The following is a 16,121-nucleotide window of genomic DNA, read 5'->3' as shown; positions in this document are numbered from 1 at the left end:
TCTTCACATACGCGTACTCGACGTAGCCCACGGCGCCCTTGACGCGCGTCACGTTCGCGGCCACGCCCTCGTTGCCCTTGCCGCCCACCGAGGAGGGCGCGGGCCATTTCACTGCGGGCCCCTTGCCCACGGTGTCCGCCCAATCCTTGCTCACGGAGGTCAGATAGTCGGTCCAGTTGAACGTGGTTCCGGAACCGTCGGCGCGGTGCACGATGGTGATGCTCTGGTCGGGCAGGGTCTTGCCGGGATTCAGGGCGGCGATCTTGGGGTCGTTCCACTTGGTAATTTTGCCCAGGAACATTTCCGCGAGCACCGGACCGGTGGCGCGCAACTCGCCGGGCTTGAAACCATCGAGATTGACCACCGCAACGGTGCCGCCAATGATCGCGGGGAACTGCACCAGGCCGTCCTTTTCCAGGTCGGCGCCGGACAGCGGCGCATCCGTGGCGCCAAAGACGACGGTCTTCGCACGAATCTGGCGAATGCCACCGGACGAGCCGATGGACTGGTAGTTCAGGCCCGTTCCCGTTTCCTTCTTGTAGGCATCGGCCCATTTGGCGTACATGGGAAAGGGGAAGGTGGCGCCGGCGCCGGTGATGTCTGCCGCGAAGGCAGTGCCGACGGCCATGCTGGCCAGCGTGAGTGCAACGGTTTTCAGGAATGTTCGTTTCATTTATGTACCTTTCGGCGGGGGTTGACAGGAGGATCGCCGACTTTAGGACAAAACGATGACAGTTCAGTGACAGACCGAACGGAATTCTTCCAACTGCCACACAGCGCTTGGCTGCCGTCTCACGCGGCCATGCCCCTTGGCATGCAACGGAAACAGACCCACACGATTGACCGTCCTGGCGCTGGCCCGAGTAGCCCGTCCACGCACGGGGCGCAGGCTACACTGCCCACCCGAATTCCATCCAGAAATGACATGCACAACGGCACCCGTCTGGCCGCGGTCGACCTCGGCTCCAACAGTTTTCGCCTGGAAATCGGGAGCTACGAGTTCGGTCACATCCAGCGGGTGGAGTATCTGAAGGAAACCGTGCGCCTGGGCACCGGCCTGGACGAGGAGCGCAACCTGACCCGGGAAGCGATGGAGCGCGGCTGGGCCTGCCTGGCCCGCTTTGGCGAACGCCTGGCCGGCTTTCCCCGGGCGCAGGTGCGCGCAGTGGCCACGCAGACCCTGCGCGAGGCGAGCAACCGGGAGGACTTCCTGGCGCGCGGCAGCCAGGTTCTGGGCTATCCCATCGACGTGGTGTCCGGCCTCGAAGAAGCGCGGCTGATCTACCAGGGCGTGGCCCGGTTGCTGCCCCAGTCGGACGAGCGCCGGCTCGTGGTCGACATCGGGGGGCGCTCCACCGAGCTGATTTTGGGCCAGCAGCTCAGCTCGCACGCCGTGGCCTCGTTTCGCGTCGGCAGCGTCGCATGGTCACAGCGCTATTTCGCAAACGGCGAGTTCAGCGCGCAGGCGTTTCTGGCTGCGGAGGTCGCGGCCAAGGCCGTGCTCGACGAAGCGCTGGGGACCTTCCGGCCCGGTGCCTGGGAGGTGGCGTACGGGTCCTCGGGAACGGTCGGTGCGGTGGGCGACATGCTCGCCGCTGCGGGGGGCACTGAGGGCAGCATCACCCGCGCCGACCTGAACTGGCTGTGCGATCGGATGCTGCGCGCACAGAATGCGTACCGCCTGCGCATGGACGGACTCAAGGACGAGCGGCGCGCCGTCATCGGGGGCGGCGTCAGCGTGCTGCGCGCGGTCTTCGACCTGCTGGAAATCGACCGGATGCGCGTGGCGCAGGGCGCCCTGCGCCAGGGCGCGCTCTACGACCTGCTGAGCCGCGAGCAACCCGGCACCGACCTGCGCGCGGGCACCGTGGACGGCCTCATGCAGCGCTTTGGCGTGGACCTGGAGCACGCGCAGCGGGTGGCGCGCACGGCGTGCATGCTGTTCGACCAGGCCGCACCGGCGGGCAGCGAGCGTGCCTCGTGCAAGCTCGACTGGGCGGCGCGGCTGCACGAAATCGGCTGCCGCATCTCGCACAGTGACTCCCACCGCCACGGCGCCTACATCCTCGACAACACCGACGCTGCGGGCTTTGCGATTCCCGAACTGCATCGCCTGGGTGTGCTGGTGCAAGGGCAGCGCGGCAAGGTGCGCAAGCTCGAAGCCGATCTGCAAGACCCCGTCTTCGTGCTGCAACTGCTGAGCCTGCGTTTGGCCGTGGCGCTGTGCCACGCACGGCGTGATCCGGACACCGGCGGTCTGTCCCTGCGCTGCGAAAAGCAGCGCTTTCACCTCGGCACCCGCCCCGGCTGGGCCGCTGCCTACCCGCAGTCGGCGCATCTGCTGCGCGAAGAGTTGCAGGCCTGGCAGAAAACGCCTTGGGAGCTGCTCCTCGACCTGCCGTAGATTGGTATCTCAAGCAATAGCGAGCTTCAGATGCCCGATCGGCTCGGCTGCCGGACACACCTTGATCTCGATGTCGTACCCGAGGCGATTCAGGCACTCCATCAGCTTGTGCTCGGAAAGGTTGGTGAAGTCACCGCGCATCATGCCGGACACCTTGGGCTGCGAGATGCCCATGCGCCGACCGGCCTCCTCCTGGGTCAGGCCGAGGCGACGCACGGCACGGGTGATCTCGATCACCAAGCCGGACTTGATCTTGAGTTTTTCGGCATCGGGCAAACCCAGGTCTGCGAAGACATTGCCCGAACTGGTTTCGATCTCCATGTCTTCGATCATGTGTTTTGTCATGTCGTAGCTCCCTTGCCAGCACATCAGGTCCGCTGCTCCGGATCCAGATGAGTTGTTTTTCCTCGTCCATCCTGCTTGGAACATATACCTGTTCTGGTATGCCGCATGAGTCGTGGAAGCCCCCGGACCAATCGGAGACATATCCCTGATCCGCCATCGCACCGGGAGCAAACGGTATAAACCGTTTATACTGTTTATCCATTCGTTTCATGCGAGTAGCACCATGACCCCCTCTTCCGTCACGCCGTCCGCTGCCTCGAAGCCGGCCAGGACCTCCAGGCGCGCGCCCGCCCAAAGGGCAAAAACAGCAGAAAACAAGGCAGCGGTGAAGAAGGCTCCTGCGGCTCCCAAGGCCGCAGCCCCCGCCGCGGCCAAGGATGCCAAGGCCAAGAAGCCCAAGCTGGTGCGCGACAGCTACACCATTCCCAAGGACGAGTACACGATCGTCGAGACGCTCAAGCAGCGCGCGAGCGCGCTCGCGCAGCCGGTGAAGAAAAGCGAGCTTTTGCGCGCCGGACTCAAGGCGCTGGCCGGCATGTCCGACAACGCGTTGGGCGGCGCGCTGCGGGCCGTCCCCTCGATCAAGACCGGGCGCCCCAGGGCCGACGCCGCAGAAACTGCCCCCGCTGCGCGCACCAAGGCCGGTGCGGCGCGCAAGTAGGCAGCCGCGCGGGATCAGAGAAACTCGGGCGACTGCACGGCCATCAGCACCGGCTGCTCCTGCCTTTGGCGCAGCCACCACACGCAGGCTTTGCGCACCGGGCATTCGGTTGCCCGCAGCCCCAGAAGCCGGGCAATGGTTTGCCCGAGCACGGGCTGATGCCCGACGATGAGCACCGCGCCCTTGGCGTGCGGCCACTGGGCGAGTGCGAGCAGGTCCTCGGGGCGGCCTCCGGGCAGCAGTTCCGCGCGCAGCTTGAATTTGCGCCCGAGCGTGCTGGCGGTCTGCTCGGTGCGGCGCGCAGGGCTGGCGAGCACGCGCAAGCCCTCGGGCAGTTGCCGGTCCAGCCACGCGGCCATGCGCGCGGCCTGTTTCTCGCCGCGCGCGGTCAGGGGCCGGGTCAGGTCATCGTGGCCGTCCTCGGCCTCTTGCGCCTCGGCGTGCCGCCACAGGATCAGGTCCATCATGGCTGCGCCCCCGGTTCGATGCGCGCAACCGCGGGGACGGGCCCGTAGCGCAGCATCAACGCAGCTTGCGCGCCCAGGCCATTTTCCGGGCGCGGCGCGCGGTCATAGGTGCCGTCCGCATTCAACGTCCAGGCGTCCCGGTCATCGTGCAGATACGCCACCAGGCATTCGTCGACGATCTGCTGGCGCAGGCCGGGGTCGGTCACGGGCCAGGCCAGTTCCACGCGGCGCATCATGTTGCGGTTCATCCAGTCGGCGCTCGACAGGTACAGGTCCTCCTGCGCACCCGCGCGAAAGTAGAACACGCGCGTGTGCTCCAGAAAGCGACCGATCACCGAGCGCACGCGAATGTTCTCGGTGACCCCGGGGACCTGCGCCGCGAGCATGCAGGCGCCGCGCACGATGAGGTCGATGCGCGCGCCGCGCTGGCCGGCGAGGATCAGGGCGCGCATCAGCGCCTCGTCCGTGAGCGCGTTCATCTTGGCGACGATCCGCGCGTCCTCGCCCCGGCCTGCGGCCAGGCCGATCTGCTCGATTTTTTCGAGCATGCGGCGCTGCAAATGAAAGGGTGCGAGCATGAGTTTGCGCAATTTGGGGGGGCGGTTCTGGCTCGCCAGGTGGTTGAACACGTCGTCCATGTCGGCGGTGGTCTGCGCGTCGGCGGTGAGGTAGCCCAGGTCGGTGTAGAGCCGGGCCGTGCGCACGTTGTAGTTGCCGGTGGACAGGTGCCCATAGCGCCTGAGCTGCCGCCCTTCCCGGCGCGTGACGAGCAGCATCTTGGCGTGCGTCTTGAGCCCCACGACCCCATACACCACCTGGGCGCCGATGGATTCCAGCGCCTCCGCCCAGTTGATGTTCGCTTCCTCGTCGAAGCGCGCCTTGAGCTCGACGACCGCCATGACCTCCTTGCCCCGGCGCACGGCCTCGGTGAGCAGGTCCATGAACTTCGAGTCTGCGCCCGTGCGGTAGATCGTCTGCTTGATGACCAGCACCTGCGGGTCGTTCACGGCCTCGCGCAGAAAGGCCAGCAGCCCGTCGAAGCTCTCGAACGGCTGGTGGATCAGGATATCGCGCAGGCGCAGCTGTTCCATGATGGGGACGCCGGGCTGCAATTGCCGCGGCCACGCGCAGTTCCAGGGTGCAAACAGCAGGGCAGGGTCGTTCACCAGGTCCACGAGCTGGTTCAGGCGCACCAGGTTCACGGGGCCGTGCACCCGGTACAGGGCGGCGGCGGGCAGGCCAAACTGCCCGAGCAGAAAGTCCGAGAGAAACGCGGAGCAGTCCGCGGACACCTCCAGCCGCACCGCCTGCCCGTAGTGGCGGTGCTGCAGCCCCTGCCGCAGGGCGGTGCGCAGGTTGCGCACGTCTTCCTCGTCGAGCGCCAGATCGGAATGGCGGGTGACGCGAAATTGCGAGAATTCGGTCACCTCGCGCCCGGGAAAGAGGTCCTCCAGATGCGCGCGCACGATGCTCGAAAGGCTCACGAACAAAGCCTCGCGGGGCGCAGCCCTGATCGGCATGCGGACCAGCCGGGGCAGGGCGCGCGGCACCTTCACGATGGCGATTTCGTTCTCGCGGCCAAAGGTGTCGCGTCCCTTGAGCCGGACGATGAAGTTCAGCGACTTGTTCGCGACCTGGGGGAACGGGTGCGCCGGGTCCAGCCCCACGGGAATCAGCAGCGGGCGGACTTCCCGGGTGAAGTACGCGTGCACCCAGCGTTTCTGTTCGGGGGACCGGTCGCCATGCGAGACGATGCGCACGCCGTGCTTGCCGAACGCCGGGACCAGGGTCTCGTTGTACAGCGTGTACTGCCGCGCCACCAGGTCGTGAACCTTGGCCGACAAGGCCTCGAACGAGGCCACCGTATAGGGGCCCTTGGTTTCCCCCTTCTGCGCAGCGGTGATGTGCGGCGCGGCGCGCACCTCGAAGAACTCGTCCAGGTTGGAGGACACGATGCACAGGTAGCGCAGGCGTTCGAGCAAGGGAATGTCGGCGCGCACCGCCCAATCGAACACCCGTTCGTTGAAGGCCAGGATGCTGTGGTCCCGGTCCAGGAACATCTGCTGCGCCATGCCAAGCGCCAGGGAATCCGGTGTGGCGCCACGGCCGTGCAAGGGGGGCGGCGCGGGCTGGGAGAGTGCGTACAGCGACGGCTCGACGTCGGCAGGGGGCAGGGGCAGCATGGCAAACGGACGCATCGGGTGCGGGATGCGCTTCAGTCGGTGATCCCGGATGATAGTGATGCAGCGGATGTTCAGGGGGTGTCGTGCGCAGCGCGAGCCGGGACCAGGTATTCCTGGAACAGCCGCGCCGTCCGCGCCCAGGTGAAATCCAGCGCACGGTTGCGCGCCTCGGATCGGGGAATGGCCAGCGCCTCGCGGCTCGCGGTCAGCAGGTCCTCGTGCAGCGCGCCCCCGCGCGGTGCCTGCCCGGTGTGGGCCCCGAGCACCTCCATGGGGCCGTCCTCCGGAAACGCCGCCACCGGGGTTCCGCAGGCCATGGCTTCGAGCATTACGAGGCCAAAGGTTTCCGAGCGGCTGGGGAAGACGAACACGTCCGCCGCCGCGTACACCTGCGCCAGGGCCGCGCGGTCGAGGATTCCCAGCCAGCGCACCTGCGGGTACTTCGCCGACAGCCGTGCCTGCAGGGGCCCCACGCCGCACACCACCTTGGTTCCGGGCAGGTCCAGCCGCAGAAAGGCTTCGATGTTCTTCTCGTAGGAAACGCGCCCCACGAACAGGGACACGGGGTGGGCGAGCGCGTCGGTCAGCGGGCCCGGACGGATCTCGCCATGGAACACGAAAGCCTGGGTATCCACGCCATGGGTCCACTGGCGCAGATTGCGAAAGCCGCGCTGCGCGAGCATCTGCAAAACGCCGTGGGTGGGCACCATGACGGCCGACGACGGCCGGTGGAAATGCCGCAGCACCGCGTACCCCCAGGCCAGGGGGACGCGCAGCGCGGCGTCGAGGATTTCCGGAAACCGGGTATGGAACGCCGTCGTGAACGCCAGATTGCGGCGCAGGCAGTAGCGGCGCCCGGCCCAGCCCAGGGGCCCCTCGGTGGCCAGGTGGATGGCGTCGGGCCGCAGCGCGTCGAGCATCTCGGCCACCCGCTTGCCGGGCCGCATGGCCAGGTCGATTCCGGCGTAACCCGGACAGGGCCGGGTGGCAAACTGGCCAGGGTGCAGCACCTGCACCGCATGGCCGCAGGCTTGCAGTTGCTGCACCAGTTCCTGCAAGGTGGTGACCACGCCGTTGACCTGCGGCAGCCAGGCGTCGGTGAGCAAAGCGATTTTCATGCGTCCGCCATGGCGCTGGCCGTGCGCGCCGCCGGGGTGGCCGACCATTGCAGGAGTTCCAGCCGGCCGTCGAGATGCTCCACCAGCGCCGTGCGGCTCTCCACCCAGTCGCCGTCGTTGCAGTACAGGGTGCCGCCGATCTCGCGCATCACGGCGCGGTGGATGTGGCCGCAGACCACGCCGTCGTGCCCGCGCCGGCGCGCCTCGCCGGCCACGGCGACCTCGAAGTCGTTCACGTAGTTGAGAGCAGTCTTCACCTTGCCCTTGAGGTACGCCGAAAGCGACCAGTAGGGCCGCCCCAGGCGCGCGCGCAGGGTGTTCAGGTGGCGGTTGAGATTGAGCGTGAACTCGTACAGGTTGTCGCCCAGGTACGCGAGCCACTTGGCGCATTGGATTACGCCGTCGAAATGGTCCCCGTGCGTGACCCACAGGCTGCGGCCGTCGGCGGTGGTGTGTACCGCGTCCGCGACGACCTCGATGCCGCCGAAGGAATGCCCGACGAAGGCGCGGGCAAACTCATCGTGGTTGCCCGGAACGAACACCACCCGGCAGCCCTTGCGCGCGCGGCGCAGCAGTTTCTGCACCACGTCGTTGTGCGCCTGCGGCCAGAACCATTTGCGGCGCAGCTGCCAGCCGTCGACGATGTCCCCCACCAGATACAGGTACTCGCTCGGGTGCTGCCGGAGAAAGTCCAGCAAGGCGGTGGCCTGGCAGCCCGGCGTCCCGAGGTGCAGGTCGGAGATGAAGAGCGCGCGGAAGCGGCGCTGCCCCGCGGACGGCGCCTGCGTGTCGGGTGCGGCATCCTGCGGCCCCACGGGACGGCCCATCCAGGGGTTGAGCGCATCGAAGGCCGCGCGCATCAGGCCCCCAGAAAATGCCTGCGATAGCGCGGATGCAGATTCTCCAGCCGCATCAGCATGGGCAGGTCTGCGGTGTTGAAGTCCGGGTCCCAGGCGGGGGACCGAGCACGCGCGTGCCCAGGCGCAGGTAGCCTCTGATGAGCGCCGGCGGCTCCACGGCGAGGGAACTGTCGAGCCGCTCCACGGGCAGCGGCAAGCGCGGGAGCACGTGGTATTCGATGGGCGCGAGATGCGTCTTGCGCAGTTGCTCCCAGATGCTCGCCGCGATGTCCCCGCTGACCATGCCGTTGTGCAGCATGGGAATGCTGGCGCAGCCAATCATCGTGTCGAGCTGGTTGCGCAGCATGAAGTCCGCCAGCGCGCTCCACAGGGTCATGATCACGGCGCCGTGGCGGTACCCGGGGTGCACGCAGCTGCGGCCGAGTTCCAGCATGCGCGCGCGCAGCGAGCGCAGGCGCGTCAGGTCGAACTCGGTGTCGCTGTAGGTGCTGCCCACCCGCCGGGCCTGCGCGGGCGTCAGCACGCGGTAGGTTCCGATGACCTGCCGGCTCTGGACGTCGCGCACCAGCAGGTGCTCGCAGTAGTCGTCGAACAGGTCCACGTCGTGGCCGGGGACCAGGGTCGTCAGGCGCGCGCCCATCTCTGCCACGAAAACCGTGTACCGGAGCCGCTGCGCCTCGCGCACCTCGTCCAGATGCCGCGCCCACGTGACGCCGATGGCCGCGTGCTGCGCACCGGAGCGCAGCGCGCCGGCAACGGCGCCGGGGCGGCGCCTGGCGTCGGGGGACAGCGTTGGATTGGACAGCTCGTTCATGGTGCAGCGTTTCCTTCAGGGTTTTCCTGGAGCCGAAGTGTGAAATCGGTTTATGACTCCAGTGTGTCAGATACATGTCGAATGATGTTGCATGTCGAAACGGTGCGCGCCATCCGCCCCGAAGCCCCGCGCCGCAGGGTGGGTGGCCCGCATAATCGATTCCAGGAAACCGCACCGTGTCCGTCGCCGCTCCCCGCCCACCGCGTCGCCTCCTGGCCGTTCCGTTGGCGGTGTTTGCCCTGGCGGCCGCCTGCGCGGCGGCCATGGTCTGGACGCTGGAGCGCCAGGACCGCGCGCAGCTGCGTGCCCAGGTGGCGGACATCGCCGGGGACCATGCGAACGCGCTGCAACGCGCCATCGGGCTCGCCCTGTCGGCGAACAATGCGTTGGTGGCCTTGGTGCGGGAGGGCCAGGGAACGGTCACCCAATTTGAAGAGATCGGCACGCAGATGCTGCCGTTCTACCCGGGAATCGCCGCCATGGGCCTGTCGCCCGGCGGCGTGGTGCGGCAGGTGGTGCCCCGGCAGGGCAACGCGGGCACCATCGGCTTTGACCAGCTCAACGACCCCCGGCAGGGCGCGGAGTCGGAACGCGCCCGCGAATCGGGCCAGCTCACGCTGGCCGGTCCCATGGAACTCGTGCAGGGCGGTTTGGGCGTCGTCGGGCGCCAGCCGGTGTATCTGGAGGACGACCTGGGGCAGCGCAGTTTCTGGGGCTTCACCTACGTCACCATCCGCCTGTCCGAAGTGCTCGCCGCCGCGCGCCTGCCGCAGCTCATCGAGCGGGGTTGCCGCTACCGCCTGTGGCGGATACGGCCGGACACGGGCCACGAGCAGACCATCGCCGCGTCCACGCCCGCGGCCTCTGCCGACGCCGTGAGCCGGGTGCTGACCCTGCCCAACGGGCAATGGACGCTGAGCCTGATCCCGGCCGCAGGCTGGAGCGCTCCGGGCGTGCTCGCGCTGCGCTGCGCCGTGGGCCTGCTGTTTGCGCTGCTGATGGCCTACCTGGCCCACCTGCTCGTCGCATTGAAGGCGCACGAACGCGGGCTGGCGCACCAGGTGGCCCAGCGCACCGCGGAGATTCAGGCGACCCAGCAGCAGCTGCGTGCAATCATCGACGCCGTCCCCGATCCGCTGTTCGAAATCGACCTGGACGGCCGCTGCTGCAGCGTGCACAGCCAGCGCGCGGAACTGCTCGTGGCGCCGGCCGACGCGCTGGTCGGCCGCAACGTGACGCAGGTGCTGCCCGCGCTGGCCGCACAGTCGGTGCTCGAGGTGCTGCACGAAGCGCAGTCCCGGGGCTGGTCCACCGGGCGGCAGATCATGCTCGACCTGCCGCGCCTGGGGAGCACCTGGTTCGAGCTGTCCGCGGCGCGCAAGCCCGATGGCGCCGACGCCAGACCGCGCCTCATCCTGCTGGCGCGCGACATCACCCCGCAGCGCGAAGCGCAGGAGCGCGTCCAGCACCTGGCGCATTTCGACCCCCTCACCGATCTGCCCAACCGCACCCTGCTCGCCGAGCGCGCCCGGCGCCACATCGCCGACGCGCAGGCCCGCGGGGAGCAGCTGGCGATGCTGTTCCTCGATCTGGACCATTTCAAGAACGTGAACGATTCGCTGGGGCACCGCGTCGGCGACATCCTCCTCGTGGCCGTGGCACGGCGGCTGGAATCCCTGCTGCGCCCGCAAGACACCCTCTCGCGCCTGGGAGGCGACGAATTCCTGCTGCTGTTGCCGTCAAGCCATGCGGCGCACGCCGGCGAAGTCGCCACCCGGATCCTGAGCGCCATGGCGCAGCCTTTTCAGGTCGAGCCCTACGAACTCAGCACCACCGCGTCCGTGGGCGTTGCGCTGTACCCGGCCGACGGGGATTCGTTCGAAACCCTGTGCCAGCGCGCGGACGCCGCCATGTACCAGGCCAAGCGCGGCGGGCGCAACCGCCATGGTTTCTTCACCGCCGATCTGCAAGCGCGCAGCGCCCGCACCCTGCAGATTGAAAACGCACTGCGCCGCGCGCTGGAGCGCAGGCAGTTGGAACTGCACTACCAACCCCAGGTCTCGCTGGCCACGCGCCAGATCGTGGGCGCCGAGGCCCTGCTGCGCTGGCGCCACCCCGAACTGGGCCAGGTCTCACCCGCCGAGTTCATTCCCGTGGCAGAAAACAGCGGCATGATCCTGGCGATCGGCGAATGGGTGCTGCGCACCGCCGTGCACGACGCCAAGCGCTGGCTCGACATGCACCTGCCGCTGCCGGCGATATCGGTGAATCTCTCCGCCGTGCAATGCCGCCACCCCCAACTGCCCGAGATGGTGGCACGCTGCCTGCGGCAGGCCGGGCTGCCCGCGCGTCGGCTGGAACTGGAACTCACCGAGAGCGCCGCCATCGACGACCCGGCGGCCGCGCTCGCCATGATGGAGCAGTTGCATGGACGGGGGGTGCGCCTGTCGATGGACGACTTTGGCACCGGCTACTCCTCGCTGAGCGCGCTCAAGCGCTTTCAGATCCACAAGCTGAAGATAGACCAGTCGTTCGTGCGCGATCTGGACGCGGACGCAAACGACCGGGCCATCGTGAGCGCCATCATCCGCATGGCGCAGGCGCTCGGCATGCAGACCACCGCCGAAGGTGTGGAGACCGAGGGCCAGCTCGAATTCCTGCGGGAACAGGGCTGCGACGCGGGCCAGGGCTACCTCTTTGGCCGCCCTCTGCCCGCGGACGCGTTCGAGGCCTATTTGCGCACGCACCGGGACAACCAGGCCACGGCGGAGCACGTCGGGAGCTGAGCTGCGTGATCAGGCCGTGCCGGCCGGGTTCACTTGGGCAATACGTGGCGGATCGTCTCCGCCAGGTCCTTGGCCGCGAACTTGGCCACGTAGCCATCGGCGCCCACGCTGCGCACGTGGTCCTCGTTCGCCGAGCCCGAGAGGGACGAGTGAATGAGCACCGGCAGCCCTTGAAAGCGCACGTCCTGCTTGATGTTGCGCGTCAGGGTGAAGCCGTCCATTTCCGGCATTTCCAGGTCGGTCAGCACCATGGCCACGCGGTCGAGCACGGTCTTGCCCTCGGCCTCGGCGCTCGCGGCAATGGCGTTGAGCCGGTCCCAGGCTTCCTTGCCGGACTTGACCATTTCATACGGGGCCTGCAGCGCCTTGAGCTCCTGCTCGATGAGCGAGCGCGCGACGAACGAATCGTCTGCGGCCAGGATGATGGTTCCGGGCTCGAGCCTGAGTTTGGCGCCCACCTTCTCTTGCGTGACTTCATCGCCGGCGGAAGGCGACACCATCTGCAAGATGGCCTCTACGTCCAGTACCTGGGCCAGGCGGGATTCATCGGTATTGCCATCGAGGCGGGCAATGCTCGTCACCAGCTTGCCCGAGGCGCCGCTGGTTTCCGCCGAAAGCACCTGCTTCCAATCCAGCCGCACGATGTCCTCGACCGACTCCACGGCGAACGCCTGCGTGGTGCGCGCGTACTCGGTCACGAGCAGGATGTTCAGGCCCGTCTGCGGCTTGCAGCCCGCGATGGACGGCAGGTCGAGCACCGGAATCACCTGCCCGCGCAGATTCACGACCCCCAGGGAATGCGCCGCAGTGCCGGCAATCGGCGTGATGCTGGGCATGGCGACGATCTCGCGGACCTTGAAGACGTTGATGCCAAACAACTCGGACTTGCCCAGGGCGCTGTCGGTGCCCAGGCGAAACAGCAGCAACTCGAACTTGTTCGTGCTGGTGAGGTTGGTCCGCTCGTCGATATCCTGCTGCACGGCTGCCATGGTGGGTCCCTTCAAGCAAAAAATGCGTTACGCACATTGACAAAATCCAGGATCAGAACGGCAAGCGCGCTGCGGTAAATCCTCTGGCAATCCCCGAATGCCATGCCAGCCGCGGGGTGTGGTCCCCATGGCAGGAGTGGGTCGTGCAGGGCGCTTGCCACCGCTTCCACGCCGGCGACCAAGCCCGTGCCATGCTACTGCGGCTTGACCCGGCATGCCGGCAACAGATGTGCCAAAGCGTGGCGGGCGCCGGCGCGGGAACCCTACACTCCGGGGGAGCTCCGACGCAGTTGCCGCGCCCATGCCGGCCATGCGCCGGGGGCTTGGCATCCACCAACAGAAATCACCCAGGAACTGGAACATGCTGACCTCATTCCATCTGAGAAATTTCAAAAGCTTCCAGCAAGACGCCGTATTGCCCTTGGCGTCGCTGACGGTGTTGATTGGCGCCAATGCAGCGGGGAAAAGCAATGCCTTGGAGGGCCTGCGTTTGCTCTCCTGGTTGGCTCAAGGCAATAAATTGGGTGCCATACAGCATGCTGTGAACCAGACGGACCAACTGGTGCGCGGCCGCATTTCAGATATTTTCCAGAAAGATAAACCCCGGTTTGGCCTGGGCTGCACCATGGAAGGCATGCCAGGGGCTGGCAAGCTGGACATGGAACTGGAACTGCGCGCCGATGACCTGCACATTGTGGCCGAACGCATGGGGGATGACAGCGGGATTCCTTTGTACGACATGGACCAAGCGGCCAAAGGGCGCAGCACAGAGGCCCGTGTGGCCTACAACAATTTTTCCAAGGGCGGGAAAAAGCCCCATATCCCGGTGAGTGACCAGATGGCGGTGTTTTCCCAACTGGACAGCCCGGCCAGCTTTGATGCCAGGCACAAAAATGCACAACGGAAAATTCCGCAAGCCTGCAAGCACTACCAGAGCGTTCTTTCCAATATCCTGTTTCTTGACCCCGTTCCGGCCAGAATGCGGGACTACAGCTTTCGGGAAGACAAGCAACTGGGTAGCGATGGTGCGAATCTTTCCAGCGTGTTGTACAGGCTTTGTTACAGATATAAAGAAGCCGAGGATAACTATGAGCAGGAGGACTATGACCAAGAGGAACACAGCGAAGGGGACGAAATTCATTGGGACTTCCCACCCGGCAGCGGCATGCCGAGCGAAACCCTGATGGATTTCGCGGAGGAGTGCGCTCGGGTTGATGGTTTTTCCCCTGAACCTGACCTGCCCGCACAACGTCAGAAAATACTCTCCTTCGTCCAAAGCTTGCCGGAGCAAGATATCCAGGAGATTTCGTTCCTGCGTGGGCCGCGCAACGATGTGATGGTGCAACTCGTCGAGAGTTTCGGTGGCGTCCCGCGGGCGTGCGAGGCCGCATTGCTCTCCGATGGAACGCTGCGCGTTCTGGCCATTGCGGCGGCCATGTTGTCGGCCCCGGAAGGCAGTCTGGTCGTGATTGAAGAAATCGACAACGGAGTGCACCCCGGTCGCGCCCGGCATTTGCTGGAACGCATTCAGACCGTGGCCGAGGAACGCAAACTGCGCGTGCTGCTATCCACCCACAACCCCGCAATGCTCGATGCCCTGCCGGACAGGGCTGTGCCGGATGTCGTTTTCTGCTACCGGGATCCGAAACTTGGCGACAGCCGCCTGGTGCGGCTGGGCAGTTTGCCGGATGCGCCGGACTTGCTGATCCCGGACACCCTGGGGTACCTGATGACCAGCGGTGCATTGGATCGCTTCGTCAAAAACCGCCAAGATCCGCAAGCCCGCAAAGAAAAGGCACTGGCTTGGCTTGCCTCTTTGAAAACGACAGGGCAATGAGCAGCATTGTGTTGGTGGATACCTGCATCTTGCTCAATATAGTGGATGTGCCTGGGCGCAATCAACAACGGGCAAAGGTTTTGGGCGATTTTGAACAGCGGATCGAAGACAACGACCACCTGTTTATCCCTCTGGCCACAATCATTGAGACCGGCAATCACATCGCACATGTGGATGACGGACGCCTGCGACGACAAGCGGCAGAACGCTTTGTGGAAGCAGTGCGTGGCGCGCTGAATGACAGCGCTCCATGGAAACCCCTGAACTTCCCAAGCCATGCGGATTTATCCGAGTGGTTGGTGGACTTCCCGGACAGCGCAATGAAGGAAGTTGGTATGGGTGATTTATCGATCCAGAAAGAATGGAAAAAGCTGTGCATCAAATACCCGATGAGCAGGGTTTTGATCTGGAGTCTGGATAACCATCTGCAAAGCTTTGATCGTTCCGGATAACGGCCGGCCCGGACCCATGCCAGCGACGATACTTTCTGCGCGCCTCTAACAGGATCAATTTGGGCAATTGGGCCTTCATTCCGAATCTGCTGGGAGGTCGACTCCGCGTCTTGCCTCACGTTCGACGGCGTCGATTGCGATGGCCTGCCGTTCGCTCCGAGCTTTCCGATCTTCTCGCCCGCCACCAGCTTGTCCGGGCTCAGCAGATAGCCCTTGCGGCGATTGCCCAGATCCTTGGGGGGATTGAAATGTCGGGCCGGCCCGGTCTTCGCGCGCGACGCGCCCCTCAGCTTGAAGGCTTGCATCTTTCTTCATATCGATCGTCGTCTGAAGTCTCACCGGCGCAGCACCCGACTCGCCAGACGCGCTAGCAGACGGTACGTCGCCAGGAGAACGCATGAAAGGGGTATCCGTTCCATAATTAATTACAGGGCGCAGATCCCCAGTAAAGATGTCCTTCACTAGCGTCCCACTTGGCAGCACTCGTTGCTCTGCAAGCCAGACGAACGTCCCCTCGCCATTCTTGCCCTTCGCAAGGGCCTTCACTTTCATTGGTGTGTTTGGACGGTAGTCAATCTCGCCGAACTTGCTCCCCTTAGGCGTTATAGAACCTTTCCCATCGACACGAAAATATACAGCCCCTGAGCCCCCGTCTCTTTCTAAGAACCCGTCGTTGTTCTTGGTGTCCACGCTGGTAAACAGATAGCCTGAATCCATGATGGTGTCGCCAGCTTTGATTTTGGTACCAAAATTTTCCCCGCCATCGTATTGCTGCCGGTAAGAAGTATGGATAAACGGACTGGTTCTGATTTGAAACAGCTCATCGAATACCTTTGCGTCGGCCTGCAGTTGTTGTTCCGTCTTACCCTTCGGCACGACTCCTGAACGTAAATAAGAGTTGACTTCAGAACCGAGCAAATTCTTCCTATGTTTCTCCCATACCGTCGCGTGTTGATCTGTTGGGGCCGGTAGCAGGCTGTCAGCGAGGTGGAGCTTTTGTGTGCGCACCGAATCAACAAACCTCGGATTGGCGGTCCCTTCCATGCCGAGCGGCAACCGCTGGATCAGGTCTTCGAAGTGGGCCTTGGCCATTCCAGGATCAACATCGGGGCTAACTGAAACATCGGAGAACGCGTCGAGCGGCTTAGGCAGCCTCTCATTCGTCTCGGTCCTACCTTTCGATTTGCTGTGAGCGACCTTCGGAT

At 65.3% G+C, this 16,121-nt stretch carries 13 protein-coding genes and 1 pseudogene; 5 read left to right on the top strand and 9 right to left on the bottom strand.

Going from position 1 to position 16,121, the window contains the following annotated elements:
• Window positions 1–673, bottom strand: a 673-nt coding sequence (gene pstS / locus VTU_RS0101330; RefSeq protein WP_010100050.1) for a phosphate ABC transporter substrate-binding protein PstS, incomplete at its 3' end; no start/stop codon positions are given.
• 252 nt (window positions 674–925) lie between these two features.
• Between pstS and VTU_RS0101325 the strand changes: the two genes are divergently transcribed.
• Complete coding sequence (locus VTU_RS0101325; protein ID WP_010100049.1) at window positions 926–2,404, top strand: Ppx/GppA phosphatase family protein; 1,479 nt, start codon at window positions 926–928, stop codon at window positions 2,402–2,404.
• A gap of 9 nt (window positions 2,405–2,413) precedes the next feature.
• Here the strand turns inward: VTU_RS0101325 and VTU_RS0101320 are convergent, their stop codons facing one another.
• Window positions 2,414–2,749, bottom strand: a complete 336-nt coding sequence (locus VTU_RS0101320) for a helix-turn-helix domain-containing protein (protein ID WP_010100048.1) — start codon at window positions 2,747–2,749, stop codon at window positions 2,414–2,416.
• A gap of 223 nt (window positions 2,750–2,972) precedes the next feature.
• On the opposite strand from VTU_RS0101320, the gene VTU_RS25245 reads away from it, so the two are divergent.
• Window positions 2,973–3,410 carry a hypothetical protein gene (locus tag VTU_RS25245; protein ID WP_029553991.1) on the top strand — a complete coding sequence of 146 codons (438 nt, stop codon included), beginning with the start codon at window positions 2,973–2,975 and terminating at the stop codon, window positions 3,408–3,410.
• 14 nt (window positions 3,411–3,424) lie between these two features.
• On the opposite strand, the gene VTU_RS0101310 is transcribed toward VTU_RS25245, so the two are convergent.
• From VTU_RS0101310 to VTU_RS25240, 5 genes and pseudogenes are all read right to left on the bottom strand, one after another.
• Window positions 3,425–3,877 carry a SixA phosphatase family protein gene (locus VTU_RS0101310; RefSeq protein WP_029553990.1) on the bottom strand — a complete coding sequence of 151 codons (453 nt, stop codon included), beginning with the start codon at window positions 3,875–3,877 and terminating at the stop codon, window positions 3,425–3,427.
• Complete coding sequence (gene ppk1, locus VTU_RS0101305; protein WP_040891627.1) at window positions 3,874–5,937, bottom strand: polyphosphate kinase 1; 2,064 nt, start codon at window positions 5,935–5,937, stop codon at window positions 3,874–3,876. The genes VTU_RS0101310 and ppk1 overlap by 4 nt, the downstream gene beginning before the upstream one ends.
• A gap of 194 nt (window positions 5,938–6,131) precedes the next feature.
• The gene (locus VTU_RS0101300) at window positions 6,132–7,178 is read right to left on the bottom strand and encodes a glycosyltransferase family 4 protein (protein ID WP_029553989.1); all 1,047 of its coding nucleotides are present in this window, start codon (window positions 7,176–7,178) and stop codon (window positions 6,132–6,134) included.
• On the bottom strand, window positions 7,175–8,038 hold the full coding sequence (locus tag VTU_RS0101295; RefSeq protein WP_010100042.1) for a UDP-2,3-diacylglucosamine diphosphatase: 864 nt from the start codon (window positions 8,036–8,038) through the stop codon (window positions 7,175–7,177). The genes VTU_RS0101300 and VTU_RS0101295 overlap by 4 nt, the downstream gene beginning before the upstream one ends.
• A pseudogene (locus VTU_RS25240) lies at window positions 8,038–8,852 on the bottom strand (GNAT family N-acetyltransferase). The gene VTU_RS0101295 and the pseudogene VTU_RS25240 overlap by 1 nt, the downstream one beginning before the upstream one ends.
• Before the next feature lie 176 nt (window positions 8,853–9,028).
• Here VTU_RS25240 and VTU_RS0101285 point away from each other — a divergent pair.
• A complete protein-coding gene (locus VTU_RS0101285) occupies window positions 9,029–11,638 on the top strand; it encodes a bifunctional diguanylate cyclase/phosphodiesterase (protein WP_010100040.1) in 2,610 nt (869 codons plus the stop codon).
• Between the two features lie 29 nt (window positions 11,639–11,667).
• Here the strand turns inward: VTU_RS0101285 and VTU_RS0101280 are convergent, their stop codons facing one another.
• On the bottom strand, window positions 11,668–12,627 hold the full coding sequence (locus VTU_RS0101280) for a chemotaxis protein (protein WP_010100039.1): 960 nt from the start codon (window positions 12,625–12,627) through the stop codon (window positions 11,668–11,670).
• Window positions 12,628–12,988: 361 nt separating this feature from the next.
• On the opposite strand from VTU_RS0101280, the gene VTU_RS0101275 reads away from it, so the two are divergent.
• Together VTU_RS0101275 and VTU_RS0101270 are read left to right on the top strand one after the other, a co-directional pair.
• Window positions 12,989–14,464, top strand: coding sequence for an AAA family ATPase (locus VTU_RS0101275; RefSeq protein ID WP_010100038.1), 1,476 nt, complete (start codon window positions 12,989–12,991; stop codon window positions 14,462–14,464).
• On the top strand, window positions 14,461–14,916 hold the full coding sequence (locus VTU_RS0101270) for a hypothetical protein (protein WP_010100037.1): 456 nt from the start codon (window positions 14,461–14,463) through the stop codon (window positions 14,914–14,916). The genes VTU_RS0101275 and VTU_RS0101270 overlap by 4 nt, the downstream gene beginning before the upstream one ends.
• 75 nt (window positions 14,917–14,991) lie before the next feature.
• On the opposite strand, the gene VTU_RS32375 is transcribed toward VTU_RS0101270, so the two are convergent.
• Window positions 14,992–16,121: hypothetical protein (locus VTU_RS32375; RefSeq protein WP_010100036.1), on the bottom strand; the 1,130-nt coding region annotated here is incomplete at its 5' end.

The organism is Verminephrobacter aporrectodeae subsp. tuberculatae At4 (assembly GCF_000193225.1).
Classification (GTDB): Bacteria; Pseudomonadota; Gammaproteobacteria; order Burkholderiales; family Burkholderiaceae_C; genus Acidovorax; species Acidovorax aporrectodeae.
The sequence above is the reverse complement of the archived record's forward strand: the minus strand, read 5'-3'. Positions and strand labels throughout refer to the sequence as shown.

Coding starts and splice junctions, on each gene's coding strand:
- VTU_RS0101275 (WP_010100038.1), top strand. CDS start 12,989: ATGCTGACCTCATTCCATCTGAGAAATTTCAAAAGCTTCCAGCAAGAC.
- VTU_RS0101310 (WP_029553990.1), bottom strand. CDS start 3,877: ATGATGGACCTGATCCTGTGGCGGCACGCCGAGGCGCAAGAGGCCGAG.
- ppk1 (WP_040891627.1), bottom strand. CDS start 5,937: ATGTTCCTGGACCGGGACCACAGCATCCTGGCCTTCAACGAACGGGTG.
- VTU_RS0101280 (WP_010100039.1), bottom strand. CDS start 12,627: ATGGCAGCCGTGCAGCAGGATATCGACGAGCGGACCAACCTCACCAGC.
- VTU_RS0101300 (WP_029553989.1), bottom strand. CDS start 7,178: ATGAAAATCGCTTTGCTCACCGACGCCTGGCTGCCGCAGGTCAACGGC.
- VTU_RS0101295 (WP_010100042.1), bottom strand. CDS start 8,038: ATGCGCGCGGCCTTCGATGCGCTCAACCCCTGGATGGGCCGTCCCGTG.
- VTU_RS0101270 (WP_010100037.1), top strand. CDS start 14,461: ATGAGCAGCATTGTGTTGGTGGATACCTGCATCTTGCTCAATATAGTG.
- VTU_RS0101320 (WP_010100048.1), bottom strand. CDS start 2,749: ATGACAAAACACATGATCGAAGACATGGAGATCGAAACCAGTTCGGGC.
- VTU_RS25245 (WP_029553991.1), top strand. CDS start 2,973: ATGACCCCCTCTTCCGTCACGCCGTCCGCTGCCTCGAAGCCGGCCAGG.
- VTU_RS0101325 (WP_010100049.1), top strand. CDS start 926: ATGCACAACGGCACCCGTCTGGCCGCGGTCGACCTCGGCTCCAACAGT.